This window comes from Prolixibacter denitrificans (genome assembly GCF_003014495.1).
Taxonomy (GTDB): domain Bacteria; phylum Bacteroidota; class Bacteroidia; order Bacteroidales; family Prolixibacteraceae; genus Prolixibacter; species Prolixibacter denitrificans.
In genome coordinates, this window is sequence record NZ_PYGC01000014.1 from 81,640 (window position 1) to 108,281 (window position 26,642).

Below are 26,642 nucleotides of genomic sequence, written 5' to 3' on the forward strand. Positions count from 1 at the left end.
TGCTAATTGCGTAAAAAAGTTTGTAGTTAGTTCAACGTCCCCTCTTGTCCATTGATGAAATGAACATTCACCAAATCTTACTATATGTAACGTAAAGATTGCTACAAATATTTTACCGCCTACGCAGCAAAATGCTTATTTAGTTGTCACCGTTTTTCCATATTTATATTTAGCATAAACTAAATAGAAGGTTGCTAATATGTTAACTATATAATTGAGCCAAAGTGGCCATTGAAACGAACCACGAACCATATCGCCTTGCGCGATATATACAAACGTGAATAACACACCAAAAGCCCACATCAGTAGAAATGGCCAGTTAAAACTGGAGACATCGTGTGTGCGCCATGTTTGGATGACCTGCGGGATGACCCCAATACTAAGAATAATGTTTCCAAACCAACCAAGGAATTCAAATGGATTCATATGTCAAATTTTTTCTTCGCTAAAGGTAAAAATTTTTCGATGCGGCAATCGTTCTGACCAATTAGGCTCAACAGCCAGACAAAAATAAACCCCGAAAATCAGAAGATAATCGGGGTTGAGTCTATGTTACAATAGTTCTTTACATCCGTTCAGGAACTTCGATTCCCAAGAGTGAGAAACCATTCTTAATGGTCTGACCGACGGTTCGGGCCAGCACCAACCGGAAAGAACGTACCGTTTCGTCCGGTTCATTCATGATGCTGTAATCATGGTAAAACTGGTTGAACTCTTTCACCAGATCATACACATAGTTGGCGACAATCGCAGGACTATGGTTATCGCCGGCTTCCTTAACAACAAACTGGAAACGGTTAACTGCTTTTACCAGCTCAATTTCCTTGGCATTGCAATTTATGGACGGTGCTACCATCGGAATATCGATTCCTGAATCGACGGCTTTGCGCAGTACACTCTGAATTCGTGCATATGTATATTGAATGAAAGGACCGGTATTTCCGTTAAAATCGATGGATTCTTCCGGATTGAAGAGCATATTTTTACGCGGATCAACTTTCAGTATGAAGTACTTTAACGCGCCGAGCGCTACAATCCGGTAAATGTTCTTTTTCTCTTCTTCCGAATAGCCGTCCAGCTTGCCCAGCTCTTCCGATACTTTACGTGCAACGTCTATCATCTCTTCTACCAGGTCGTCGGCATCTACTACAGTTCCTTCGCGCGATTTCATTTTCCCGTGAGGAAGCTCGACCATTCCGTAGGAGAAGTGATACAGGTCTTTCCCCCACTCATATCCCAGCTTATCTAACAAAATCGCCAATACCTGGAAGTGATAATTCTGCTCGTTCCCAACCACATAAATCATGTGATTGATATCGTAATCCTGGTAACGCATTTTGGCGGTACCGATATCCTGGGTCATGTAAACCGATGTACCGTCGGAGCGCAACAGAATTTTTTCGTCCAAGCCTTCGGCCGATAAATCTGCCCATACCGAACCATCTTCGCGACGATAAAAATATCCTTCGTCCAAGCCGCGTACTACTTCATCACGACCAATCAGGTAAGTATCAGATTCGTAATATATTTTGTCAAAATCAACACCCAACAGTTTGTAAGTCTCGTCGAATCCCTGGTAAACCCAGCCGTTCATATTTTCCCACAGCTGACGGATTTCCGGGTCGTTCGCTTCCCACTTGCGAAGCATATCACGAGCAGCCTGAATAGATGGCGCTTTGTCCTTGGCCTCGTCCTCCGACATACCACCGGCAACCAGCTCCGCAATTTCCTTTTTATATAACTGGTCGAATTTCACATAGTATTCTCCTACCAGGTGATCACCTTTTTTTCCCGATGAAGCCGGTGTTTCACCATTTCCCAGCGTCTTCCAGGCATACATCGATTTGCAGATATGAATACCACGGTCGTTAACAATGTTGGTTTTCACTACCTTGTTTCCATTGGCCTTCATAATTTCGCTAATCGAGAAACCAAGGAGATTGTTACGGATGTGTCCCAGATGCAATGGTTTATTGGTATTTGGCGAGGAATACTCAATCATCACCAACTCCGACTCGTCGGTAACCGGAGAAAATCCGTACAGCTCATCTCCAGCCGCCTCATTGAGCTGATTAATCCAGTAGCTACCGTCAATAACCAGGTTCAGAAAGCCTTTCACAACATTGAAACCGGCGATTTCACTCACTTCCGCAGCCAACAAATTTCCCAACTCCTCGCCTGTCTGTTCAGGAGATTTCTTTGAAAACCGAAGAAAAGGGAAAACCACAACGGTTTTATCGCCTTCAAAATCCTTACGGGTATTCTGAATTTGTATCTGGTCGGGATCTACTTTCTGACTGTAAAGTTTCTCAATCGCCTCAACGACTTTATCTCTGATGATGATTTCAATATCCATATCCGGGTAATTTGTCAATTCCGTTTTTCGAACCGCAAAGATAGAAAACCACCATGAAATTTCCTTCCGGGAAATGTGACTGATTGCCGCCAGCCGCCATAATATGACACAAAGTTAAAGTTGGACGGAGTCGTCGTCAGAAAAGCGGGTTAACAGAAAAGCAATTTTCGGGTTGTTTCTAAAAGTCATTCGCTTTTACTTTACCCTCATGGATACGTATGAAATCATTGCCCGGGCACTTGGCTACATTCGCGATCACGCCAACCGACAGCCGTCACTCGACGACATTGCTGCCAGTGCCAACATAAGTCCTTATCATTTTCAACGGTTATTCACCGAATGGGCCGGAATCAGTCCTAAAAAATTTCTGCAGTATCTTACACTCAACTACGCTAAACGCTGCCTGAAGGAAAACCGTTCGCTGTTTGATACGGCTCACCAAACAGGCCTGTCAGGAACTGGTCGCCTGCACGACCTTTTTATAAACCTCGAAGGCATGACGCCGGGAGAATATAAAAATGGTGGCGAAAACCTCACCATTTACTTTAGTGTTCAATCTTCTCCTTACGGAGAATTTGTCGTGGCTTCAACCGACCGCGGCGTTTGCAACCTGTTTTTCATTGACGATGAAAACCCGGCAACATTACTTGAAAAAGAATGGTCGTCGGCCCGACTTATTGAAGAAGAACAGCCAATTCACAGGCAGGTAAGCGCTTTTCTATTTCAGGAAAAGCCGAACGGCCCCATTGCTTTGCGACTAAAAGGAACGTCATTTCAACTAAAAGTGTGGCAGGCTTTACTGCAAATACCTGAAGGAACACTGACCAGCTATGGAGTTATTGCCGACCACCTCGATACTCCGTCGGCTCAAAGAGCTGTCGGAACAGCCATTGGGAGAAACCCGGTAGGATACCTTATTCCTTGTCACCGGGTCATTAAAAGCATGGGCGAAACAGGAGGCTACCGCTGGAACCCGGTTCGCAAACAAGCCATGATTGGACGGGAAGCAGCACAAACTGATCAAGATTTGGAAGGACAACAAACGCTATTTTGACCTGAGAAACGCATTTTATTTTTATTTAGATTAAAATAAGATAAAAATTACCTTCTCTGTTTCAATGTCAATATTTACAATCAACAGCCATAATCCAACCATTTCACCCATTTACACCTTAATTTTTCCTGTTTTTAGTTCATTTTTCATAATTTTAAGCTCATGTAGAATGGCACTATGTGACTTCAATACTTGATTGTTATTTTTATTCAATATAAATTAAGGCTTTTTCCGAAATCCAAACACTATTAAAATAAGATCGCATGGTACCAAAAATTCATTCCTTAGGAGGTTACATTCACGAATGTCAAAAAGGAATAGCCAACCCCGAAGCATTCTGGAATCAGGTTGCTGAATCGTTTTTCTGGAGAAAACGTTGGGATAAAACTGTTGACTGGGATTTCAAAAAACCCGAAATCAAATGGTTCATCAACGGAAAGCTCAACATCACAGAAAACATCTTCGAGAAGAACCTGTATACCCACGCCAATTTGCCTGCTATCATCTGGGAACCCAATGACCCGAAAGAAGAAAATCGCGTACTGACCTACAAAGAATTACTGGCCGAAGTCAACATGTTTGCCAATGCCCTAAAGCGACTTGGAGTGCGCAAGGGTGACCGGGTAGCGCTTTACATGCCCATGGTACCTGAATTAGCCGTTGGAATGCTGGCTTGTGCCCGCATTGGCGCCATTCACTCTGTTGTTTTCGCCGGATTTTCGGCACAATCACTTGCTGATCGGATTAATGATGCCGGAGCTACGGTATTATTAACCGCTGATGGTGGATACCGCGGTTCCAAAGTTACCCCGTTGAAAGACATCGCAGATGACGCGCTAAAGCACTGTCCTACGATAAAAAACACTGTTGTCTTCAAACGGACCGGTTCATCAGTTAACATGAAGGAGGGGCGCGATATCTGGTGGCATGATGTTATTCATGGCGAACCGGCACACTGTGAGCCGGAAGAAATGGATGCAGAAGATGAACTTTTCATCTTATATACGTCCGGTTCAACCGGAAAACCCAAAGGAATTGTCCACACGACCGGTGGATATATGGTTTATTCGGCCTATACTTTTAAAAATGTTTTCCAGTACGATCCGGGCGATGTTTATTTCTGTACGGCAGATATTGGCTGGATTACCGGGCACTCGTACATCGTTTACGGACCGCTGCTGAATGGTGCACAAACACTCATGTTCGAAGGAGTTCCTTCCTGGCCCGATGCCGGCCGTTTCTGGGACATTGTAGCCAAATACAAGGTGAACCAGTTTTACACTGCGCCTACTGCTATTCGTGCATTGCTTGCTAAAGGACCAGAGTTCATCGAGGGTAAACGACTCGAGTCATTGAAGGTTTTGGGAACGGTAGGTGAACCCATTAACGAAGAGGCCTGGCACTGGTACCATGACCACATTGGGAAAAACCGCTGCCCCATTGTTGATACCTGGTGGCAAACCGAAACCGGTGGCATCATGATTAGCCCGATTGCAGGCGTAACGCCAACGAAACCTTCGTTTGCCACGATGCCAATGCCAGGAGTACAGCCCGTTGTTGTCGACAACCAGGGAAATGAGCTGGTCGGCAACAGTGTAGAAGGAAACCTTTGTATCAAATACCCGTGGCCGGGAATGCTTCGTACCATCTGGGGTGACCATAAGCGAATGAAAGAAACCTATTTCTCCCGGTTCGAAAATATGTATTTCACCGGTGATGGTGTCAAACGCGATGAAGATGGCTATTACCGAATTCTCGGTCGTGTCGATGATGTAATCAACGTATCCGGTCACCGCCTTGGAACCGCTGAAATTGAAAATGCCATCAACGAGCACCCGCTGGTAAACGAATCAGCCGTAGTTGGTTATCCTCACGCTATTAAAGGACAGGGAATTTATGCCTTTGTTGTTTGCGGTGAACTGTCGACCGGAGGTGAAGATGGTATCCGCAATTCAATTATGAAAGGGGTTACCAAAATCATTGGTCCGATTGCCAAACCCGACATTATTCAGTTGGTTCCGGGCTTACCCAAAACCCGTTCAGGTAAGATTATGCGGAGAATTTTACGGAAAATTGCGGAAGGCGATGCCTCTAATCTCGGCGATATTACCACGCTGCTCGACGAGGAAGTTGTCGACCAAATCATCGATGGCGCGTTGGTTGATGTGAAAAGATAATTCTGAACACCTCATAAAACAAAAGCCGGAGTTTAAACAGCTCCGGCTTTTTTGCTTTTAACAATATTTTTTATTCCCGCTGCAGCGGAACAAACTGAACCGTCGCGAGGTTTTTCCTCTTGATTCGACCGTTTCGCTTGATTAGCAACACCAGTTGCTGAAAACTTCCGGGCTGGCCAACCGGCATAATCAAGCGCCCGTTTTCTGCTAACTGGTCAATCAGCGGACGGGGAACATGATCGCCGGCTGCAGTAACCAAAATTATATCGAAAGGCGCATGCTCCGGCCAACCACGATAACCGTCACCCTGTTTCGGGACAACATTGTCGTAATGATGTTCGGCCAGCACTTTCGCTGCGTGCCGGGCTAAGCCGGGAATTAGTTCGATCGTATAAACTGAATCAACAATTTCGGCGAGCACCGCTGCCTGATAACCGGACCCTGTTCCAATTTCCAGAGCTCTCTTCCCTTTCGAAGGTTTTGTTTTTTCGGTCATCAAAGCCACAATGTAGGGTTGCGAGATAGTTTGTCCGTAACCGATGGAAAGCGGGGAATCTCTATACGCCTGATCGCGGTAGGCATCAGGAACAAAATCCTGTCGAGGGACTTTGCGCATCGCCCGGATAGTCGGCCCGTCATTGATACCACGTGCAATGATTTGCTTCTTCACCATTTCCATTCGCTTGGCCTCAAAATCTTCCTGGGCACAGGCCATCAATGGAAAAATAAATATCAGTAGTAGTATGGCTATTAGCTTCATTCTATTTCATTTTGTGTTAAAATACGGAATTTCGTTCTGGGAATCAAACCTTGATTACCACTCAGAAACATGGGTTTCAGGTTAAACTTCCGGTCTGTAAATTCCTTTGAAACTAAGGTTTTCTGTTCATTTCATCAGTATAATCCATCAAAGAATAATTACATTATCGACGGTTGTAAAAACTATTTTCTGAACTAAAAATAAGTCTTCTTTCCCAAACCCGTTTTCTCAAAAATTCCAATTATGCCATTAAGAGTTATCATTCTTCACTAACTTAACACGCCTAAATCTAAAACAGACGAGAGTGAAAACAATTGGACTTTTTGGCGGAACCGGTTGGGTTTCCACATTGGAATATTACCGTTACCTGAATCAGGGAATGAACAAACGACTTGGCGGCTTGAGTTCTGCACGCATTTTTATGCACTCAGTCAATTTTGCCGAATTAAATGAGCTAAAGGAAAAAGGACCGCAGGAAGTTTATAATTACATCAAGGACAACTTATTGAAACTGGTTGAAGCAGGAGCTGACTTTGTAATGCTGGGAGCTAACACGCTGCACATGCACGCAGAAAAACTGACAGCTGAACTTCCGGTTCCTCTGCTCCACATTGCCGATGCCACGGGCGAAGCCATCAAGACGAAAGGTTTTCAGAAAGTTGGATTGTTGGGCACCATGCGAACAATGGAGAAAGACTTCTACAAGAAGCGCCTGGCTGAACACGGAATTGAAGTACTGGTTCCGGAAAAGGAAGAACGCGAATTCATCGACCATGTTATCTGGCACGAACTGGAAAAAGAAATATTTAGCGATACTTCGAAAAATCGTTTTCTTGAAATCATGAACACCCTGGCTGAAAAAGGTGCCGAAGGAATGATTCTCGGTTGTACCGAAATACCGCTGTTGATCCGTCAGGAAGATACCGGACTGGAACTCTTCGATACACTAAAAATTCATGCAAAAGCGGCTGTGGAATTTGCGTTGAAAGATTGATAAGACGACAGAGTATTAGCTTAAAACGTCTAACTGACTCAGACAACATTCCGTTTAAAAACGTTTAACAAACAGGTAATTACCAACAATTTTTCATTGTCTTAAAATTGCCTTTTCTTTGCGGCCAAAAAGCGGAATGCACATTGACATTGAACCGAAATATACGGAGCAAATCAAACCTGCAGCTGTACCGCAGCAAACGGCTTTTTGGGCCAAAGTGAAAGAAAATCTGGGCTACGAAACCCGCGCCTTCGATATCAAAATTCCACAGTCGGAACTCAGCGTTGATAATTCTCCTTCGAACCAGCTAAAGCACGTAACCGACGATTTGCTGGTAGTTATGCAGCAAGTAGGGGCAGACCATCAGGTTGCTTACATTCCTTATGGACCGCTCGTGAACCCGGATGAAGATATTCGCGGATTGTACCTCGAAGAGCTATCCGAAAGCATCCGTCCGTTTTTGCCATCGAACACCATTCTTATCCGCTACGATTTGATTTGGGAATCGCCATGGGCCGACGATGAAAACCGGTTCAACGACCGGGATGACTGGCTGGGACCGCCGGAACCACACTACCAGGAAATGCGCGTTAACTTCAACACCCACAACTGGAACCTGCGCAAAGCTCCGTCGGATTTACTCCCCTCTCACACCATTTTTCTGGACCTGAACCACAATCAGGATACTCTGCTTCAGCGAATGAAGCCCAAAACCCGCTACAACATTCGCCTGTCGAAACGCAAAGGTGTGGAAGTAAAAGAGGTCAGCTTCGATAATCTCCCGGTCTGGTACGATTTGTACCGGCAAACTGCTATCCGCAACGGCATTGTTCTCGATGATATCAGCTATTTCCGTACCGTGCTCGAAACACAGGCATCCGATACCAACTCGCCCGCCGATGTGCATATGCTCCTGGCCGAATCAGACGGTGTTCCGTTGGCAGGTATGTTTCTGGTCATCACCGGAAAAAGAGCCACCTACCTGTACGGCGCTTCATCTTCTCACAACCGGAACATGATGGCTACTTATGCATTACAATGGGAGGCCATTAAAATTGCACGGCAGAAAGGCTGCACAGAATATGACATGTTTGGTGTAGCTCCTACTCCGGAGCCATCACATCCCATGCATGGTCTATATCGATTTAAGACGGGATTCGGCGGCGATTTGTACCACCGGATGGGTTGTTGGGACTATCCATTAAATGAAGAACAATACAAGTTATTCATGATGGCGGAACGCAATGCCCAGGGATACCACATCCGTTAATCTTCAGACAAATACAACACAAAACCGTAAGTTTTAACATATTTATTGAAAAATATGGGCTTTGCATTTGTTATACCTGAAAACAAACCAACAATTTTTTCCTAATTTTAGCCCGAAAACGTAAAAAATGGCTCGCCTTTTAAAAGGCAAAACAGGCAATTATAAACTGAATAACGAACAAAAGTAAGAAGTCGCAAAAATGAGAAAATGGCGCGTTGAAGATTCTGCCGAACTATACAACATCACAGGCTGGGGAATAAATTATTTTTCGATTAACGAGAAGGGACATGTTGTGGTAACACCCAAAAAAGACGGTGTTCAGGTAGACTTAAAGGAGTTGGTCGATGAACTTCAATTGCGTGATGTTTCGGCTCCGATGCTGGTTCGGTTCCCTGATATCCTCGACAGCCGGATCGAGAAGATGGAAAGCTGCTTTAAAATCGCAGCCGAAGAGTATGAATACAAAGCGCAGAATTTTACGGTTTATCCCATCAAGGTCAACCAGATGCGCCCCGTTGTTCAGGAAATTGTCAGTCACGGCAAAAAATTCAACATCGGCCTGGAAGCCGGTTCCAAACCGGAATTGCATGCTGTCATTGGTGTGAACACCGATAACGACTCACTCATTATTTGCAACGGCTACAAAGACGAAGATTATATTGAGCTGGCTTTGCTGGCGCAAAAAATGGGTCGTCGCATTTTCCTGGTGGTAGAAAAGCTGAACGAGCTGAAACTGATTGCGCGCATTGCCAACCGTCTGAAGATTCGACCGAATATCGGTATCCGCATCAAACTGGCCAGCTCAGGTAGCGGCAAGTGGGAAGATTCGGGCGGCGACGTCAGTAAATTCGGACTGACATCCAGCGAATTACTGGTAGCGATGGATTTCCTGGAAAAGCACAAAATGCAGGATTGCCTGAAGCTCGTTCACTTCCATATTGGCAGCCAGGTAAATAAAATTCGCCGCATTAAAATTGCCTTACGGGAAGCAGCGCAATTCTACGTACATCTTCATCTCAATGGCTTTCCGGTTGAATTCGTCGACATTGGCGGCGGACTGGGCGTCGATTACGACGGAACCCGCTCGGCAAACAGTGAAAGCAGTGTCAACTACAGCATACAGGAGTATGTGAACGATGCCACTTCATCGATGGTCGACGCGGCCAACGAACACGATATTCCACATCCCAATATTATCACCGAATCGGGACGTTCATTAGCGGCTCACCATTCGGTACTTATCTTCGAAGTGCTCGAATCGGCAACATTGCCAAGTTGGGATGAAGAGGAAGATTTGCCCGAAGATGCGCACGATCTGGTGAAAGAGCTATACGAATCATGGGATATGCTAAACCAGCCGCGAATGCTGGAAACCTGGCACGATGCACAGCAGATACGGGAAGAAGCACTCGACCGTTTCAGCCTCGGATTGGTCGATTTGAAAACCCGTGCGCAGATTGAGCGCCTGTTCTGGTCCGTTGCCCGCGAGGTGCATCAGATGGCCAGCAAACTGAAGCATGTGCCGGAAGAATTGTTAAACCTACCGAAATTATTGTCCGACAAATATTTCTGTAATTTCTCGCTGTTCCAGTCGCTACCTGATTCCTGGGCTATCGACCAGATTTTCCCAATCATTCCGATCCAGCGCCTTGACGAAAAGCCGGATCGCTCGGCAACACTGCAGGATATCACCTGTGATTCGGACGGGAAGATCAACAATTTCATTTCAACCCGAAACTTTTCTTATTATCTACCCGTTCATTCTCTCAAAGCGAAAGAGTCGTACTACATCGGAGTTTTCCTCGTAGGTGCTTACCAGGAAATTCTCGGCGATCTGCACAACCTGTTCGGCGATACCAACGCGGTGCACGTGTCGGTTGATGACAAGGAATACAGTATCGACCAGATCATCGACGGGGAAACGGTAGCCGAAGTTCTCGACTACGTGCAATACAATCCGAAGAAGCTGGTTCGCACAGTTGAAACCTGGGTAACTTCATCGGTGAAAACCGGAAAGATTTCAGCGGAAGAAGGAAAAGAATTTCTGTCGAACTACCGCTCCGGACTGTATGGTTACACTTACCTGGAGTAATGATTTCCGGCGAAAGCCGAAATAGAAGCTCTTGGAAAAACGATAAAAGTGAAGATATACATCAAAAATATGGTTTGCGATCGTTGTAAGCTGGCCATTAAAAACCAGCTCAACGATCTGAAACTGGAGCCCATTTCAGTAGAATTAGGCGAAGTGGATTTTGGTGAAACAGAGCTCACCGCCGACCAAATGAAGCAGATAAAAACCAACATCGAACCCCTCGGTTTCGAACTGCTCGACGATAAGAACAGCACATTAGTAGAAAAAATAAAAACGCTCATTATCGAGTTGGTTCACCGGAACGACGAGCCTATTCAAATCAGGCTGTCGGATTATATCCGCACCCATCTCAATTACGATTACCACTACCTTAGCAACCTCTTTTCATCCATCGAGGGAACAACGATTGAGCATTACTACATTGAGCAAAAAATCGAAAAGGTAAAAGAGCTGCTGGTATATGACGAACTCACACTAAGCGAGATAGCCTTCCAAATGGGATATAGCAGCGTGGCGCACCTGAGCGGACAATTCAAAAAAATCACCGGTTTAACCCCAAGCCATTTCAAAAAACTGAAAGACGCCAGGCAGCGTACCCCGCTCGACAAACTGTAAATTGTATAACTCTTTTCAAAAATCCTGTAACATCCCAAAGGCCCGCGTGCACTAGCTTTGTAGCATAAATAAAACTTTATGCTATGTCAGCTTCAAATTACATAACGCAAACCTTTCCCGTTACCGGGATGAGCTGTGCGTCCTGTTCACTGAGCGTCGAAACCATCCTGAATGCAACAGATGGTGTGATAGATGCCAAAGTGAATTTTGCGAACGCCAGTGTTCTTGTGAAATGGGACGAACAGGTGATACAACCTTCCGCGATGAAGGCAGCCATTCAGGCAGTAGGTTACGACCTCATCGTGGAGGACAAGGAAACTGCCGGTGAAACGGTAGAAGAAATACAACGAAAAGAATACGACCAGCTGAAAAAACATACATTGGGAGCGGTTCTGTTTTCCATCCCGATTGTAGCTATCGCTATGTTTCTACCCGATTTGCCCTATGCAAAGTGGATCGAACTGGCACTGACTCTTCCGGTTGTATTTATCTTCGGAAAACGATTTTACGTAAACGCCTGGAAACAGATGAAACACCGGGTGGCCAATATGGACACGCTGGTGGCTGTAAGTACGGGCATCGCATTCCTGTTCAGTCTGTTCAATACGTTATATCCCGAATTCTGGACCAGCAAAGGTTTCGAGGCACATGTTTACTACGAAGCCGCCGCAGCCATCATCGCCTTTATTTTGCTGGGAAAACTCCTGGAGGATCGAGCCAAGTCGAATACTTCATCAGCCATTAAAAAGTTAATGGGACTGCAGCCCAAAACGGTTGTCAGAATTGCTGAGGACGGAACAGAAACCACCGTTCCGATTAAAGACGTAGCCATTGGTGATATTTTGCTGGTAAAACCCGGCGAGAAAATTCCGGTGGACGGAAAAGTAACCTTTGGCAATTCCTTTGTCGACGAAAGTATGATCAGCGGAGAACCGATTCCGGTAGAAAAAACAGAAAACAAAGAGGTATTTGCCGGAACCATCAACCAAAAAGGAAGTTTCCGGTTCCGTGCGGAGAAAGTCGGTGGCGAAACTCTACTGGCACACATCATAAAAATGGTGCAGGAAGCCCAGGGAAGTAAAGCGCCGGTTCAAAAACTAGTCGACAAAATTGCCGGCATTTTCGTTCCGGTCGTCATGGGAATTTCGCTTCTGACCTTTATTGTCTGGATGATTTTCGGCGGCGATCAGGCCTTTACTCATGCCTTGCTGGCAGCCATTACGGTCCTGGTTATTGCTTGTCCGTGTGCACTGGGACTGGCTACACCGACCGCCATTATGGTTGGAATTGGTAAAGGCGCCGAAAATAACATTCTCATAAAAGATGCAGAAAGCCTCGAAACAGCGCATAAAGTAAATGCTGTGATTCTTGATAAGACAGGGACCATCACGGAAGGAAAACCGGTGGTTGCCGATATCATCTGGAGTGAGAATGCAAATCAAGAGCAATTGACACCATTGTTACTCGGAATGGAAAAACAATCGGAACACCCGTTGGCCAGTTCCGTTGAAGAATATTTCAAGAGTAAAGAAGTCAAAGGAACGCAGTCGGATCAGTTTGAAAGTATTACGGGACAAGGTGTAAAGGCCGCTTTCGCGGAAGAACACTACTTTGTTGGAAACCACCGGTTGCTGGAAGAAAATAAAATAGCCATTCCGAAAGATATTCAGGCGAAAGCCGGGAAAATGCAAGAAGATGCACAAACAGTCATTTTCTTCGCCAACGCGGAAAAAGTACTGGCAGTTATTGCTATCGCCGACCAGATTAAAGAAACGTCGAAAGCAGCCATCGCGCATTTGCAGAACGAAGGCATCGATGTTTACATGCTGACCGGTGACAATGAGCAAACGGCTGAATCCGTATCAAAGCAAGTTGGTCTGAAGCATTTCAAAGCAGGTATTCTGCCGGGCGACAAAGCCGATTTCGTGAAAGAACTGCAGCAGCAAGGCAAAACAGTCGCTATGGTAGGCGACGGAATCAACGACTCGCAGGCTTTGGCTCAGGCTGATATTAGCATTGCCATGGGAAAAGGCTCGGACATTGCTATCGACGTAGCCAAGATGACCTTGACCACCTCCGATTTAAACAGCATTCCCAAAGCATTGAAACTGTCGAAACAAACCGTGGCTACCGTTAAGCAGAACCTGTTCTGGGCATTTATTTACAATGTCATTGGAATACCAATTGCCGCCGGCGTACTCTATGCTTTCAATGGCTTCCTGCTGAACCCGATGATTGCCGCCGCCGCCATGGCGTTCAGTTCTGTTTCAGTAGTGTCGAACAGTCTTCGATTAAAATGGAAATCACTTTAATTATTTAATCAATAACATAAAACTCAAGTAATCATGAATTTCACCGTAAAATACAAGACAAACATTAATTGCAACGGATGCATTGCAGCAGTAACTCCTTCCCTGAACGGCTCAGATGCTATTGAAAAATGGGAAGTCGACATCAATAACCCGGAAAAAATTCTGACAGTAGAACTGAAAGAGAACAATCCGGAAGTAGTAAAAGAGTTGGTAAAAAAAGCCGGGTACAACATCGAAGAGGTATAGAAACCGAACTTAACGGGCAAAATAAACAAGGTAGGTGATTCGTCAACGACGGGTTTCCTACCTTTTCTTTTGCATTAATTATCAGTGCATAACCCCATCATATAATTCTTAAAATTCTCTTAAGATTATGCTCCCCTGAACAGGTCATTTGAAATAAGTCTTAATTTAGACTAATCTCAATTAATAATAAGGGAAGTATGAGAATCAGAACAATTCTTTTTATCGTCACACTTTTGCTGTCCATAGGGCACTTGTCGGCACAGACCGATACCACAAATGTTCAGAGTGATACGACCAAGGTTCAAAACGATCTGCTCAATTCGATCATGACACCTCAGCAGGAGCACGTTCAGCTTCTGCCGAAAAAGTATCCGTTTACCCAGAAACTTCTCTGGGGACAAAAGGGGCTGATGAGGAACTTCAAAGCATTTCAGCTCTCTCCGGAAGAGCGTGAGAAAGAACTGAAGATCCGACGGACTATGTTAAAGTGGCACCAGGCATTGGGCTTTATTTCCCTGGCGGGAATGGCTGCCCAGGGAGTCGTCGGGTATAAATTGTACAACGGCGACTACAAGATAAAGGGATTGCATGAGGGATTGGCCGCAGGAGTCGATATTGCCTATTTCTCGACGGCTGCATTGGCACTTTTTGCACCTCCTAAAATGCTGGACGAACGAAAAGGATACAGTAGTATCAAAGTTCACAAAATTCTGGCCATCGTGCACTTTACCAGTATGGTTGCCACAAACATTCTCGCCACACAACTTGAAAGCCATCCCAACCTAAAACCTTACCATCGGGCTGCTGCCCTAACCGCTTTTGGTTCCTTAGCTGCTGCTATGATTGTCATTAAATTTTAACCCATGAAGAAAATTATTTTATCAATGATGGTGGTTGCCATTACAGCGACCGTAGGTTTTGCACAGTCAACCTCAAAAATGATGTCGGACACCCAAAAATCGTATGTACGGTATGCCATGTCGCACCCGTTGCACGACTGGGAAGGGACCAGCAAAAGTGTAAAGGGGGTTATTGTTGTAGACAACAAAACAAAGGAAATTAAGCAAACGGCCATTGCCATCAAGGTTTCGACTTTCGACAGTCACAATGCCAACCGCGATTCTCATATGATGGAGGCGACTGATGCTATTAAATTTCCGGATGTTACTTTCGCCAGTACTTCCTTTCAAAAAGATCAGCAGGGACAGGAAACGGTTACCGGGAACTTGTCATTTCACGGTATCTCTCATTCCATTACCGTTCCTATTGTTGAGAAAACCGACAGCAATGGCGAGATGGAAGTAACCGGAAAGTTTGACGTAAAGATGACTGATTACAAAATCGACCCACCGAGCCTCTTGGGAATGCCCGCAAAGGACGATATCAAACTGAATTTTGATCTTTTCTTTAAATAGACGGTAGTTCCATACTTGATGTTCAAAAAAAGAGGGCTCCGGATAACAAATCCACGCCCTCTTTTTCATTTAATCTTCTTTTTCAGAATACAAGCATCTATTTAACATCCATCCAATCGAACCTCAGCGTTCCCTTGTCTACTTTTAATCGTATCTGGTTCTCTCCTTTTTGGAAGAATAATCCACCCAAATCAATCTCATTCCAGTCGGCTTGTTTCACATCAACATCCTTCTTCACGCCGTTCAATGTAATGGTAAATGATGCTGGCAATTGAGCCGCTTCCGCACGGACACTGACCAGATGATTACCCTCTTCAGCACTTTTTACGGTATAAGCAGTCCACTCTCCTTCTGTCAGGCGAATATACTGTTGTGAAACGCGTTCTTTCTTGTTGAAATTCATCACCTCAACGGGAACCGGCTCATCGGTCCGGTAATACTCCGATTTTTTCGTGGTATCCTTCACGAAATAAGAGACGTTATACCCATCCGGGCCATAATTTTCGGCCTCAATCTTCACCGGAATCCGGCGGAAAAGTGAATTTACCACATCGGGGAAATAGACACAATTGGCCAGCTTAATATTTTGCAGATAGTGGTCAAGCACCTGTTGGGCTACTTCTTTTGAGGGTTTTTCTTCTCCCCTTGAATAAGCGGCAATCAGGTCCCAGTTTTCAGGTTTGTTGATAGAATATGGCGTATTTTCCGTGTCCATCTTTTTCCAGGGCCAAAACGACCATCCGATGTTGTTCGCTTCGAAATACTGTGTGGTGGCCCAGTAAATCGCTTTACCTTGTTCGCCGGTTTCGCCCACCCAAACAGGAGCATTCAGCTCTTTACGTTTATCGAGAAATTGCTGAATACTATTCAAATGGTCGGGACGTCCCCAGCAGTAATAATGAAACTGGAAGAACATGTTACTATCAAACTTTTCGGTGAACTCCGACCAGTTATTAGCCCAGTTGTATCCTTCCACGACAATCATATGTTTCGGATCGACTTCCCGAATAGCTTTTGTTATCCGCTTGTACAAAGGCACCAACTTGTCTTTGTATTTTTCAGCTGTGCCGGTATTTTCCGGCAGCGGCTCATTCAACAAATCGTAAGCGGCAACCGTCGGATTATTCTTATACCGCTCTGCTATTTTCACCCACAGTTTAACCAGCCGGTCCTGATTCTTTTTATCCATGAAAAGCTCCGGCTCATTATTGGCACTGTCATCGATGTTTGCCCCGGTTTGCCCGCCCGGTGCACCATGCATATCGATGATGACATATAATCCATATTTTCCACACCAGCTAACCAGCGAATCCAGCAATTGAAAACCTTCATTGACGAATTCCGGGTTATCGCCTTCGGTTAGAAAAAGCCGGGAATTGAGTGCCGGACGGACGGAGTTGAAGCCCAATTCAGCAATTCGTTTGATATCCGCTTCCGCGATGTAATTGCGATGGAAACTTTTCCAGAATTTAGCGGCTTGTTCCGGTCCAATCATATCGCTAACCAGTTGCTCAATTTTCCGGGGCCTGTCACCATTCTTGCCAAATTTCCACATATAGCCTTCCGGAAGCATCCAGTTTCCAAGTCCGACTCCACGAAAGAATACTTTGTTACCGGCATCGTCCACAAAGTTGTGTCCATCGGTATGAAGCCAGGGAAGTGTTTTGTTTGCCAGAGCCGTTTCTTTCTTCTCCGCACAGGAATTAAATAGCAATGCTGTAACAAACAACACTACTGTACTTAAGACGAGTAATTTTTTCATGCCATTGATGTTTGGATCAGTGTTTTATCGATTTACGTTAGAAAATCTCTTCGGATTTTGATCAAAGATAATAGAAGAATTCAGGAAAGCGCAGCACATGAAAACGCAGACACCAAAATATTAACTAAAAATCGCGACTACATTACCATGATATGAAAATGGAAAGTGCTAATAACGCATCGGTCAACAGAACGGATAGGATGTTTACTCTCATCGTAGTAGTAAAACTTCTGTCATTTACCGGCTGAAATAGAATTGTTTTTGCCGAAAAAAACAAAAAGGGCAGCGGAACCAGGGCAAACCAAATCCAACCTGATCCAATATCTGTAAATGGAAGAAAAGCAATAATTAAATAGGTCAACGTTAGAATACTCCAGAACACCCGGGCTTCTTTTTTCAAGGCAATCCGGCCCGTCTGCTTACTGGTTTTTCTGCCATTATAATTCGGAATTTGGTTCAACAACAACAAAAGCGAAGTCAACAACCCGGGAGGCAATGCCACTAACCAAACATCGCCCGATGAAAGCTCAGAAACCCGCTCCATAGGTGATGCTGACAAGGCAATATAACTGCCAATCACAACCATTGTTCCGAAAATGATTCCGGAAAATATTTCACCCCAAAGTTTGCCAGCAAGCAAATCTTTATACGTGACGATAGCAAAGCCACCAATCAATATAAACAGCATTAAAACCCAGTGCGCAGTAAGCGTGAAATATATTCCGATGAAAGTAGCAGCCATCAGTGCAATAACAGCAACAGCCAACACCGTGGAAGGTCGGGTATAACCCAAATGCAACATGCCACTTTCACGATAAAACGAATCTTGTTTTATTTTTAATGTCTTTCCTCCCCGGAAATCTGAATATTCGTTGAATAAGTTAACCGAGGCATGAGCCAAAACAACTCCGGTAACCAATAATACAATACGGAACAATTGAAAAACATGCTTCTCTGACGAACTTCTGCACGCCAAACTGACACCAATTAAAACAAGTAGAAAAGCGAGAATCAGAAAATTAACCCGAATCTGCTTCAGCCAGACAACGAGGAAGTTCATATACCTTTCAATTGATTAGCTCATAATTTACAATACATTACTCAATTTGGCATGAGACCAAGAATACAACCGGAACAAAATTTTTATTTCTCCGGAAGCAAAATTTTATAAAAATCCTTACGAAAACTTCTTTTATAGGTTCCAAATACCAATGATTGTAATTTTCACAATAAGATCAGGCCAATAATGACAACTTCGACAGATTCCCCTACACCCCCTTATTATCTTATAGCCTGATAGCCTGAACCTTTTGTTCATTTTGATATTTCATGAAACCTTTCTATCATTGTTTTCACTTATTCTTTTCCGATGCAGGATAATTCGAAGACATATTGCGATCGACTTATTAAGGGCGACAAAAAGGTAATTGATCGTTTATATGAAATATACCATGCTCGTATTTTCCACTTTGCGCTGAGTTTTCTTAAAAATGAAGAAGATTCATACGACATTGTTCAGGAAGTTTTTGTCAAGCTTTGGGAAAAGCGGTCCTCATTCAGAAAAGGCACCAACATCGATGCCCTCATGTTTACGATGGCTAAAAACACTATTCTTTCTATTTTCCGGAAAAGGGCCAGCGAGCAGAAATACATCGAATTTCTGGGACATAGCATGCAAATCAACACGGACGCTACATCCGAGCAAGTTGATTATTCATTTCTGAAAGCACAATACGAATCCGTTATACCAAAGTTACCACCCAAACGAAAAGAGATTTTCATTTTAAGCCGCGAGAAAGGGCTTACGAACAAGGAAATTGCCAAACTCAAAGGTATTTCAGAGAAGACCGTCGAAGATCACATTACTAAATCGCTGGCCTTTTTGAAAAAGCACATTTCACAATTTGGTATTTGGGCGCTGCTTTTTTACGCTTTATTTATCGAATAAATATAGAACATAAACAACTCACTACCTACTCATTACACGTAAATCGACTATCAACCCGTCCCAAAACCACATTCTTTTGAAAAAAAAACGCAACAAAGAGCAGGGGATACATATTGCCTTTGCGTTGTACTTGTAATATAAATGAAAAAACTGCTCGAAAAATACATTGAAGGCAACTGCTCTGAACAGGAATTGAAAGAGGCGGTAGAGTTATTGAAAGAGCCTTTTGTAAAGCCTGAAGTCAGGGAAGTGATGCAATCGCGCTGGACTGAATGTGAAAACAGTAAAGATGTAGATCTGCAAAAATCGGAAGAAATCCTGCACCAAATTCATCATCGGATCAACCTGATGGAAGAGCAACCATCCACACTTAAGAGAATCTATCTTGGGTTTTCAAAAGTAGCTGCCATCCTCATTATTCCTTTACTGATTGTAGCAGGTGCATTTATTGTACGTACCATCAATGCGAAAAAATACCTCGCACAAACAACCGTCAGTGTACCGTTGGGAGCGACCAGCCAACTACAGCTTCCCGATGGAACCAAAGTCTGGCTCAATTCCGGCAGTACACTTACCTACCCGCTTTCGTTTCGCAAACACCACACACGCCTGGTAGAACTGCACGGTGAAGGATATTTCAAAGTAGCCAAGGACAAAACGGCTCCGTTTATTGTCGACATGGCCGATATGGATGTGAAAGTAACCGGAACGGTTTTTAACGCCCGGGCATATGACGACGAAGCCTATGCAACAGTTGCCCTGGTGGAAGGTTCAGTTGACTTGGGAAGTCAAGCGGATAAGGGAAAGGAATTCACCAAATACGGAAGCCTCATCCCCTATGAAGTCGCTTTCCTGAATAAAAGAGACAACCAGCTAAAAATTGAAGCCAAATCAGATTTGGATAAGTACACAGCCTGGCGCGAAGGACGAACTGTTTTCGACAACGACCCAATTGAAATTGTGGCCGACAAGTTTGAGAAACTGTTCAACGTAAAAGTAAAAATCGAGGGTAAAGACTTGCTTCAATACCGTTTTACTGCAACGTTTGTGAATGAAACCCTTGAACGGGCATTGAAAATACTTAGCATCTCCTCGCCGATTCGTTACAAAATAATCGAAGGAGATAAAGACAGCAACGGAGCCTTCAGGCAAAGAACCATCATTTTAAGCAAAGCAAACCATAAAGAAACTGAACAATAAATAAATCCGTAACCATGATTAAAAAATCTAATTCTGCATGAAAAACAAAACTCTACACTACCAGTCAAGAAATACTTGTTAAATGAATTCGCTGTAAAAGCAACTGGATAGGCTGTCTCTGTTGCTACAGACAATCTTACAAAAAGTATTTTGATATCAATGTAAAAAAGGAGAGTGATGGCGCACCCTCCTTTCAAAACTACCTGCGGCTAACAGGTAGGAGTATTAATTATAAACCCGTTTAAATCTATGAAAAAAATCCTGAATTTCAGGAGGAGACTGCATATACCTCTTCCTGAACAAAGCAAACGCATTATGAAACTTACGCTCATGCTGGTATTTGGGACGATATTCAGTATTTATGCTAACAATTCCTATTCGCAAAATACCCGAATATCCTTGAACCAGGAAAACGCAACAATTCACCAAGTTCTAAAGCAGATAGAACAAAAATCAGAGTTCTATTTTGCATACAACAACAAACTAATTGACGTAAAACGCAGGGTAAACGTGAACGCTGATAATGAGAAAATCAGCGCAATTCTTAACTCTATTTTTGCAGGAACAGACGTAACATACACGGTTCTGGATCGCCAGATTGTACTTTCATCAAAGAAAGCAATGGGCGAAAGTGCACCTCAACAGAAAGGAAAGACCGTTACCGGAAAAGTGACTGATTCCGATGGAGGCCCCCTGCCCGGCGTCGCAGTGGTCATTAAAGGAACCACGCAGGGTACCATTACCGATGCAAATGGTAACTACTCCATCGATAATGTGCCCGCTGACGGCTACCTCGATTTCTCCTTTGTGGGAATGAAACAAGAGGAATTATCCGTTGCCGGAAAAACGACGCTCGACGTTGTGATGAAAAGCTCGGCTATCGGCCTTGATGAGGTGGTAGCCGTTGGATACGGTTCGCAGAAGAAAAAAGTAGTGACAGGCGCCACCCTCCAGGTTTCCGGGAAAGACATCGAGAAACTGAATACGCCCAATACACTGGGAGCTCTGCAAGGAAGTACGCCAGGTGTTCAGTTGACCAAAACCGACGGACAACCAGGCGACAGCTACAACATTCACATTCGTGGTATGGGAACCATTGGAAACTCGACTCCACTGTATGTAGTTGATGGCGTTGTGGTGGGAAGCATCGACAACCTATCACCTTCCGACATCCAAAGTGTTGATGTACTGAAAGATGCGACAGCAGCTATTTACGGTTCGCGTGCTGCCAACGGTGTTATCCTGATAACCACAAAACACGGACGCAACAACGAAAAAACAACTGTAACCTACGATGGTTATTACGGTTGGCAAAATGTGTACCGGACAGCCAACACGTTAAATGCTCAACAATATTTGGCCATCGTTAACGAAGGAATGGTAAACAGCGGACAGTTGCCTTACGACATTACCGCAATGGCTACCAGCTTGAACGGAAACGACAACGGAGCACAGGTTCCGCTTGTTCCTGATGCGGCAGGCATTCTGGCGGGCACCAACAAAGGTACCAACTGGATGGACGCAATTACCAATGCCAATGCGCCAATTCAGAGCCACGCAGTGAATATGACCGGCGGTAGCGCAAAATCAACCTACTCGTTAGGATTATCCTATATGTCACAGGACGGTATTCTCGGAAAGCCGGTAGCTTCGAAATACGACCGTTACAATCTTCGTATCAATAGCGATCATAAGATTATCACCAATAATGACAGAACCATCTGGAGCATCGGTGAAAATCTGAATTATTCATACAACAAAAAGAGTGGTATCGCTATTGGAAACGGTTACTGGAACGATATTTTCAATATGCAGTCATCCAACCCGTTTTTGCCGATTTATGGTGCTCAGGGTTTATACAGCTACCCGATTCCATGGGATCACCTTCAAAACAATCCCATTGCAACCATGATTTACTCGCGCGGTTTGAATGAATCGAAGAACCACAATTTGTCGGCCAGCTTTTATACCAATATTTCACCGGTTAAAAACCTGAAGTTCACTTCTCGTTTCAGTGCGAATATTTCAGCAGGCAGCTATCGTTCCTTCCAGCCCACCTATGAGCTGGGTTCGGTATCGACTTCTACTACAGCGGTAGGAAATTCGGTTAACAACACCACGCAGAACATGTATGTGGGTATGAACTGGATTTGGGAAAATACCCTGACCTACGATTTTACCATTAACGACGACCATAAATTCTCTGTTTTGGCTGGTCAGTCTGTTGAAAGAGACGGATTGGGGGAATCGATGAATGCTTCCAATCAGAATAACATCTTCAACACCTTTGAATATGCTTACTTGTCGAACACACCGACCACTTCATCAACCGGAACGGTTGTTGGCGGCTCAGCCTGGGGCAAAGGAGGAATTCTCTCCTACTTCGGTCGTTTGAACTACAGCTACAAAGACAAGTACCTGTTTTCAGCAGTTGTACGTAACGACGGTTCGTCGAACTTTGCATCGGGACATCGCTGGGGTACATTCCCCGCATTCTCTGCAGGATGGGTGATATCCAGCGAACCATTTATGGAAAACACCCAATCGTGGCTCGACTTTTTGAAATTGCGTGCCAGTTGGGGTGAAAACGGAAACCAATCCATTGATAACTTTCAGTATCTCTCGACTATTCAAACCGGGGGAACCGGCGCAGGTAACTATTATACCTACGGCGATAAAACGGTTCAAAGTCCGGCTGCCTATCCGAATATTCTGGCCAACCCCAACGTTACCTGGGAGACCTCAAAACAAACCGATATTGGTTTGGATGCGAATTTCCTGAACAACCGTCTGACATTCAGCTTCGACTGGTACGACAAAACCACCGACGGCTGGCTGGTACAGGCTCCGCTCCAGGACATTTACGGAACAAATGCTCCTTACATCAATGGTGGAAATATTCAAAACAAAGGATATGAGGTTAGTCTTGGATGGCGCGACCATATTGGCAAATTCAAGTACAGCGTTAACGCCAATATGTCCTACAACGACAACAAAGTGACAAAAATAGCCGGCGACGGAACCATCTTTGGTAAAACCGGTTTTTATGGAAACAACAGCTACTGGTACGTTGCCAAAGTCGGACTTCCTGCCGGAGCATTCTATGGCTATAAAACCGATGGCATTTTCCAGAATCAACAAGAAGTACAAAGCTATACCAACAGCGACGGCGGTATGATCATGCCAGATGCCGTTCCTGGTGATATTCGTTTTGTTGACGTGAACGGTGATGGTAAGATTGATGAAAATGACAAAACCGATATCGGAAATCCACATCCGCCCTACACTTTCGGATTAAATATCAGTCTTGAATACAGTGGATTCGACTTCTCGTTACTGGGAACAGGCGTATCCGGAAATAAAATTATTCAGGCTACCGACTGGAATTCGCTGAATGACCCGCTTGCCAACTACACCACCGGAATTTTGGACCGTTGGCACGGAGAGGGAACATCCAATACTATGCCGCGTGTATCGCTGAATGGTAACATGAACAACAACAACCTTTCGGATATGTGGCTGCAATCAGGCGATTTCTTCCGCATCTCCAACCTCACGCTAGGGTACGATTTCAAACATTTGTACAATGCCATGCCTCTGCAACAAGCTCGTTTGTATGTTACCGTGCAGAATGCGTATACGTTTACCAATTACAGAGGAATGGACCCGGAAGTTGGATATGCTCCGGACAAATGGTCACAAGGAATTGATATAGGATACTATCCTTCACCAAGAACTGTAATGGTCGGTGTTGATCTTAAATTCTAATCGAAAAAACTTTATTCGAATGAAAAAAATAATTATATATTTCCCTATACTCCTGATATTTGTCTTATCAGGATGTTCACAGAGTTTTCTGGATACAAAGGATTTGAGCCAGAAAACGACTGCTAACTTCTATCAAACCCCGTCGGATGCCGCACAGGCTCTGACCGGAATTTACTCTTCGTATGTCTCAGCCATGGACCCAAACAATGGAGGCTCCATCTTCCTGCTTTCGGAACAGATGTCAGACGAATGCTTCAGTGGAGGTGGCCAGCACGATAACCAGGGAGCCATGGATCAATGGCAGGAATCAAAAACCGACCAATATGCCGGAACCTGGAAATATTACTATCAGGGAATTTTCAGGGCCAACACCCTGATTAAATACATCGATCAGGTAAAAGGATGGTCAAAAGACGACAGAGCCCAAACGCTGGGTGAAGCCCGGTTCATGAGGGCCATGAACTATTTCGACTTGATGCGCCTGTTTGGTGGACCGGTTAGCGGAAAAATGATGGGCGTTCCACTGATTACCGACCCTGATTATCCGTCAGCTAAAAGAGCATCAGTCGACAGTGTTTATGCACAAATCGCATCCGACCTGAAATTTGCCATCGACAGCATGCCAGCAGTGGCCTACAAATCGCTGGAACCAGGTCATGCTACCAAATGGGCTGCCGAGGCTTTAATGGCTCGTGTATTCCTTTTTTATAATGGTCAGGCTTATGGAAGAACTTACAACAGTTCGTCAGCAACAATGCCTTTGGCAGACGGCAGCCAGGTAACCAATGCACAGGTAGTTGGCTGGGTAGATGACTGTATTTCCAGCAGTGGCTACTCGGTTGAACCGACGTTTGGTAATCTTTGGCCTTATTCCTACAAAAGCGACAATAACAATTACCCGTATGCCGTCGATAATGGCTTGGATTGGGTAGGCGATGACGGTGCAGGAGGTGACAACCCCGAAGCAGTTTTCCAGATTGTTTATTCCACCTTTGGAGGATGGAATGACAACCAAAGTACCTCATATGCCAACATGATCAATTTGTTCCAAGGGTGGAGATTGCAGGGAACCCTTCCTTTCGGCTACGGCTGGGGATGGTGTACAGTTAGCCCGACCGTTTTCAACACGAACAGTTGGTTTGCCAATGGTGACAAACGTAAAGTTGGTTCTGTATGCGATGTCAGTGATCCGAATGAAGGCGTTACCCCATCATATACCTGGGGTGGCGATCTTTGGGAAGAGACCGGATACTGGCAAAAGAAATATGTTCCAATTAACGTAGAAGCTCCTGCTAGTGCGGGTGCAACCGGAAATATGTGGAACTACAGTCACGAGCTGTTCCCGGATTTGACTTATAACACGCAAACCGACAATACGCAGAACCTGATTCTCATTCGTTTCTCTGATGTATTGTTAATGGGAGCCGAATTAGGAAGTTCGAATGCACTTTCTTACCTGAACCAGGTTCACGCTCACTCAGGCTTGGCTGATTTAACCGAGGTGACGTTGGCAAATATCCAGAAAGAACGCAAAGCTGAATTGGCTTTCGAAGGCATACGTTACTGGGATGAGTTGCGTTGGGGCACAGTCGAGTCTGACTTGAACGCAGAGAGTGGAGTAACCATTTGGAATGCTGCCGTACAAACGACTTACACTCCTAATGTCGCTCGTTTCAAAGCTACCAAAGGTTTCTTGCCAATTCCCGAGACGCAAATTACGCTCTCTGACAATGAACTCAAGCAGAACGATGGCTGGACAGCAGCTGATGGTGACCGTGTTTACCAGGGGAATTAATCGAACTTCTAAACATCGAAAAAAATGAGAAAATATAGAATCATATATAGTCTAATCGCTATTCTGTCACTGTTTTTCACAGCATGTGACCCGATAGTAAGCAACGATGGTAGTCTCGGAGACCTTCTGACTGCCGATCAACTCAGTTTGGATGTTCATGCCACCACCGATGGCGGGAACCAAATTGTCATGATCAATAATACGCCCAATGCTGCAGGTATGTGGCAAACAGGAGTGGGAACTTCAACTGTTCAGAATGATACAGTTTTGTTGCCGTTCCTCGGTGATAACACAATCTATTTTTATGCCACTTCAGCAGGCGGAATTGTGAAAGATTCCGTAACCATTAATATTTCAACCATTGATCATGCCCTCTCACCTACGTGGACCAAACTGGCAGGAACTGGTTCGAAGACCTGGGTTTGGGCGACCGATATTCCTGCGGATTATGCTCCCGGAGTACAAGCAGGTATGTGTTACGGAAACGGTGGTTACCTGGCAAGTAACGCTCCTGCTTGGTGGATGAACGGTCAGTCTGCATTAGCTGGTTGGGGCGTAGCCGATGATCAAATGACATTTGACTTAAACGGTGGTGCCAACTTCACATTAGTGACCGGAAATAACCAAACGTTAGATGACGGCTCGCCAAAAGGTTTGCCGGCGGGAACGTACCATGGTTCATTCAAATTCGATATGACCAAAACCAAAGCAACGGTGAATGCCCCATCAGCAACGGGAGGAGATAACTGGTCAATCGGAACGTTAACCTTCAAGGGGGTACATTGTCTTGTCCTGAAATAGGTTTACACAAAAAGTAAACTTATGGCAGGATTTAGTATGTATAGCGAGAGGTTTATAAAACAAGTCGTTAACGAAGT

Annotated in this window: 20 protein-coding genes; 15 read left to right on the top strand and 5 right to left on the bottom strand. The window is 44.6% G+C overall.

Annotated features, from left to right (window positions below; translation table 11 throughout):
• Positions 1 to 135 precede the first annotated feature (135 nt).
• Both CLV93_RS18675 and argS read right to left on the bottom strand, forming a co-directional pair.
• Positions 136 to 426: a PQ-loop domain-containing transporter gene (locus tag CLV93_RS18675; protein ID WP_106543748.1), complete on the bottom strand. Its 291-nt coding sequence runs from the start codon at positions 424 to 426 to the stop codon at positions 136 to 138.
• 139 nt (positions 427 to 565) lie between these two features.
• The gene (argS, locus tag CLV93_RS18680; RefSeq protein ID WP_106543749.1) at positions 566 to 2,356 is read right to left on the bottom strand and encodes an arginine--tRNA ligase; all 1,791 of its coding nucleotides are present in this window, start codon (positions 2,354 to 2,356) and stop codon (positions 566 to 568) included.
• 208 nt (positions 2,357 to 2,564) lie between these two features.
• Between argS and CLV93_RS18685 the strand changes: the two genes are divergently transcribed.
• A complete protein-coding gene (locus tag CLV93_RS18685) occupies positions 2,565 to 3,410 on the top strand; it encodes a bifunctional transcriptional activator/DNA repair enzyme AdaA (RefSeq protein WP_106543750.1) in 846 nt (281 codons plus the stop codon).
• 263 nt (positions 3,411 to 3,673) lie between these two features.
• Positions 3,674 to 5,587 carry an acetate--CoA ligase gene (gene acs, locus CLV93_RS18690; protein WP_106543751.1) on the top strand — a complete coding sequence of 638 codons (1,914 nt, stop codon included), beginning with the start codon at positions 3,674 to 3,676 and terminating at the stop codon, positions 5,585 to 5,587.
• Between the two features lie 70 nt (positions 5,588 to 5,657).
• On the opposite strand, the gene CLV93_RS18695 is transcribed toward acs, so the two are convergent.
• A complete protein-coding gene (locus CLV93_RS18695; protein WP_106543752.1) occupies positions 5,658 to 6,347 on the bottom strand; it encodes a protein-L-isoaspartate(D-aspartate) O-methyltransferase in 690 nt (229 codons plus the stop codon).
• A 304-nt stretch (positions 6,348 to 6,651) separates the two neighbouring features.
• On the opposite strand from CLV93_RS18695, the gene CLV93_RS18700 reads away from it, so the two are divergent.
• The 8 genes from CLV93_RS18700 (at position 6,652) to CLV93_RS18735 (ending at position 15,291) form a co-directional block, all read left to right on the top strand.
• Positions 6,652 to 7,341: an aspartate/glutamate racemase family protein gene (locus tag CLV93_RS18700; RefSeq protein WP_106543753.1), complete on the top strand. Its 690-nt coding sequence runs from the start codon at positions 6,652 to 6,654 to the stop codon at positions 7,339 to 7,341.
• Between the two features lie 136 nt (positions 7,342 to 7,477).
• Complete coding sequence (locus tag CLV93_RS18705; protein WP_106543754.1) at positions 7,478 to 8,611, top strand: lipid II:glycine glycyltransferase FemX; 1,134 nt, start codon at positions 7,478 to 7,480, stop codon at positions 8,609 to 8,611.
• Positions 8,612 to 8,810: 199 nt separating this feature from the next.
• Complete coding sequence (gene speA, locus CLV93_RS18710; RefSeq protein WP_106543755.1) at positions 8,811 to 10,703, top strand: biosynthetic arginine decarboxylase; 1,893 nt, start codon at positions 8,811 to 8,813, stop codon at positions 10,701 to 10,703.
• A gap of 48 nt (positions 10,704 to 10,751) precedes the next feature.
• Positions 10,752 to 11,318 (top strand): helix-turn-helix domain-containing protein, encoded by a 567-nt coding sequence (locus CLV93_RS18715; protein WP_106543756.1) that lies wholly within the window; start codon positions 10,752 to 10,754, stop codon positions 11,316 to 11,318.
• A gap of 83 nt (positions 11,319 to 11,401) precedes the next feature.
• On the top strand, positions 11,402 to 13,630 hold the full coding sequence (locus tag CLV93_RS18720; RefSeq protein WP_106543757.1) for a heavy metal translocating P-type ATPase: 2,229 nt from the start codon (positions 11,402 to 11,404) through the stop codon (positions 13,628 to 13,630).
• A 33-nt stretch (positions 13,631 to 13,663) separates the two neighbouring features.
• Complete coding sequence (locus CLV93_RS18725) at positions 13,664 to 13,876, top strand: heavy-metal-associated domain-containing protein (protein WP_106543758.1); 213 nt, start codon at positions 13,664 to 13,666, stop codon at positions 13,874 to 13,876.
• Between the two features lie 197 nt (positions 13,877 to 14,073).
• The gene (locus CLV93_RS18730; RefSeq protein ID WP_211297912.1) at positions 14,074 to 14,736 is read left to right on the top strand and encodes a hypothetical protein; all 663 of its coding nucleotides are present in this window, start codon (positions 14,074 to 14,076) and stop codon (positions 14,734 to 14,736) included.
• Positions 14,737 to 14,739: 3 nt separating this feature from the next.
• Positions 14,740 to 15,291 (top strand): YceI family protein, encoded by a 552-nt coding sequence (locus tag CLV93_RS18735; protein ID WP_106543759.1) that lies wholly within the window; start codon positions 14,740 to 14,742, stop codon positions 15,289 to 15,291.
• Between the two features lie 97 nt (positions 15,292 to 15,388).
• Here CLV93_RS18735 and CLV93_RS18740 read toward each other — a convergent pair whose 3' ends face one another.
• Both CLV93_RS18740 and CLV93_RS18745 read right to left on the bottom strand, forming a co-directional pair.
• Positions 15,389 to 17,053, bottom strand: a complete 1,665-nt coding sequence (locus CLV93_RS18740) for a cellulase family glycosylhydrolase (RefSeq protein WP_106543760.1) — start codon at positions 17,051 to 17,053, stop codon at positions 15,389 to 15,391.
• A 142-nt stretch (positions 17,054 to 17,195) separates the two neighbouring features.
• Complete coding sequence (locus tag CLV93_RS18745) at positions 17,196 to 18,113, bottom strand: prenyltransferase (protein WP_106543761.1); 918 nt, start codon at positions 18,111 to 18,113, stop codon at positions 17,196 to 17,198.
• Between the two features lie 309 nt (positions 18,114 to 18,422).
• On the opposite strand from CLV93_RS18745, the gene CLV93_RS18750 reads away from it, so the two are divergent.
• The 5 genes from CLV93_RS18750 (at position 18,423) to CLV93_RS18770 (ending at position 26,565) form a co-directional block, all read left to right on the top strand.
• Positions 18,423 to 19,001 (top strand): RNA polymerase sigma-70 factor, encoded by a 579-nt coding sequence (locus CLV93_RS18750; protein WP_106543762.1) that lies wholly within the window; start codon positions 18,423 to 18,425, stop codon positions 18,999 to 19,001.
• A 141-nt stretch (positions 19,002 to 19,142) separates the two neighbouring features.
• Positions 19,143 to 20,201: a FecR family protein gene (locus CLV93_RS18755; RefSeq protein ID WP_106543763.1), complete on the top strand. Its 1,059-nt coding sequence runs from the start codon at positions 19,143 to 19,145 to the stop codon at positions 20,199 to 20,201.
• 249 nt (positions 20,202 to 20,450) lie between these two features.
• Positions 20,451 to 23,969 carry a TonB-dependent receptor gene (locus tag CLV93_RS18760; RefSeq protein ID WP_106543764.1) on the top strand — a complete coding sequence of 1,173 codons (3,519 nt, stop codon included), beginning with the start codon at positions 20,451 to 20,453 and terminating at the stop codon, positions 23,967 to 23,969.
• 19 nt (positions 23,970 to 23,988) lie between these two features.
• Positions 23,989 to 25,764 (top strand): RagB/SusD family nutrient uptake outer membrane protein, encoded by a 1,776-nt coding sequence (locus CLV93_RS18765; RefSeq protein WP_106543765.1) that lies wholly within the window; start codon positions 23,989 to 23,991, stop codon positions 25,762 to 25,764.
• A gap of 24 nt (positions 25,765 to 25,788) precedes the next feature.
• Entirely contained in the window at positions 25,789 to 26,565 is a 777-nt protein-coding gene (locus tag CLV93_RS18770) for a hypothetical protein (protein ID WP_106543766.1), read from the top strand.
• The last annotated feature ends 77 nt before the right edge of the window (positions 26,566 to 26,642 follow it).

Bases quoted from the DNA above. Each gene is read 5' to 3' on its own strand.
- acs (WP_106543751.1), top strand. From the start codon at position 3,674: ATGGTACCAAAAATTCATTCCTTAGGAGGTTACATTCACGAATGTCAA.
- CLV93_RS18735 (WP_106543759.1), top strand. From the start codon at position 14,740: ATGAAGAAAATTATTTTATCAATGATGGTGGTTGCCATTACAGCGACC.
- CLV93_RS18685 (WP_106543750.1), top strand. From the start codon at position 2,565: ATGGATACGTATGAAATCATTGCCCGGGCACTTGGCTACATTCGCGAT.
- CLV93_RS18755 (WP_106543763.1), top strand. From the start codon at position 19,143: ATGAAAAAACTGCTCGAAAAATACATTGAAGGCAACTGCTCTGAACAG.
- CLV93_RS18745 (WP_106543761.1), bottom strand. From the start codon at position 18,113: ATGAACTTCCTCGTTGTCTGGCTGAAGCAGATTCGGGTTAATTTTCTG.
- speA (WP_106543755.1), top strand. From the start codon at position 8,811: ATGAGAAAATGGCGCGTTGAAGATTCTGCCGAACTATACAACATCACA.
- CLV93_RS18750 (WP_106543762.1), top strand. From the start codon at position 18,423: ATGCAGGATAATTCGAAGACATATTGCGATCGACTTATTAAGGGCGAC.
- CLV93_RS18765 (WP_106543765.1), top strand. From the start codon at position 23,989: ATGAAAAAAATAATTATATATTTCCCTATACTCCTGATATTTGTCTTA.
- CLV93_RS18675 (WP_106543748.1), bottom strand. From the start codon at position 426: ATGAATCCATTTGAATTCCTTGGTTGGTTTGGAAACATTATTCTTAGT.
- CLV93_RS18705 (WP_106543754.1), top strand. From the start codon at position 7,478: ATGCACATTGACATTGAACCGAAATATACGGAGCAAATCAAACCTGCA.
- CLV93_RS18740 (WP_106543760.1), bottom strand. From the start codon at position 17,053: ATGAAAAAATTACTCGTCTTAAGTACAGTAGTGTTGTTTGTTACAGCA.
- CLV93_RS18760 (WP_106543764.1), top strand. From the start codon at position 20,451: ATGAAAAAAATCCTGAATTTCAGGAGGAGACTGCATATACCTCTTCCT.
- CLV93_RS18695 (WP_106543752.1), bottom strand. From the start codon at position 6,347: ATGAAGCTAATAGCCATACTACTACTGATATTTATTTTTCCATTGATG.
- CLV93_RS18730 (WP_211297912.1), top strand. From the start codon at position 14,074: ATGAGAATCAGAACAATTCTTTTTATCGTCACACTTTTGCTGTCCATA.
- CLV93_RS18725 (WP_106543758.1), top strand. From the start codon at position 13,664: ATGAATTTCACCGTAAAATACAAGACAAACATTAATTGCAACGGATGC.
- CLV93_RS18720 (WP_106543757.1), top strand. From the start codon at position 11,402: ATGTCAGCTTCAAATTACATAACGCAAACCTTTCCCGTTACCGGGATG.
- CLV93_RS18770 (WP_106543766.1), top strand. From the start codon at position 25,789: ATGAGAAAATATAGAATCATATATAGTCTAATCGCTATTCTGTCACTG.
- argS (WP_106543749.1), bottom strand. From the start codon at position 2,356: ATGGATATTGAAATCATCATCAGAGATAAAGTCGTTGAGGCGATTGAG.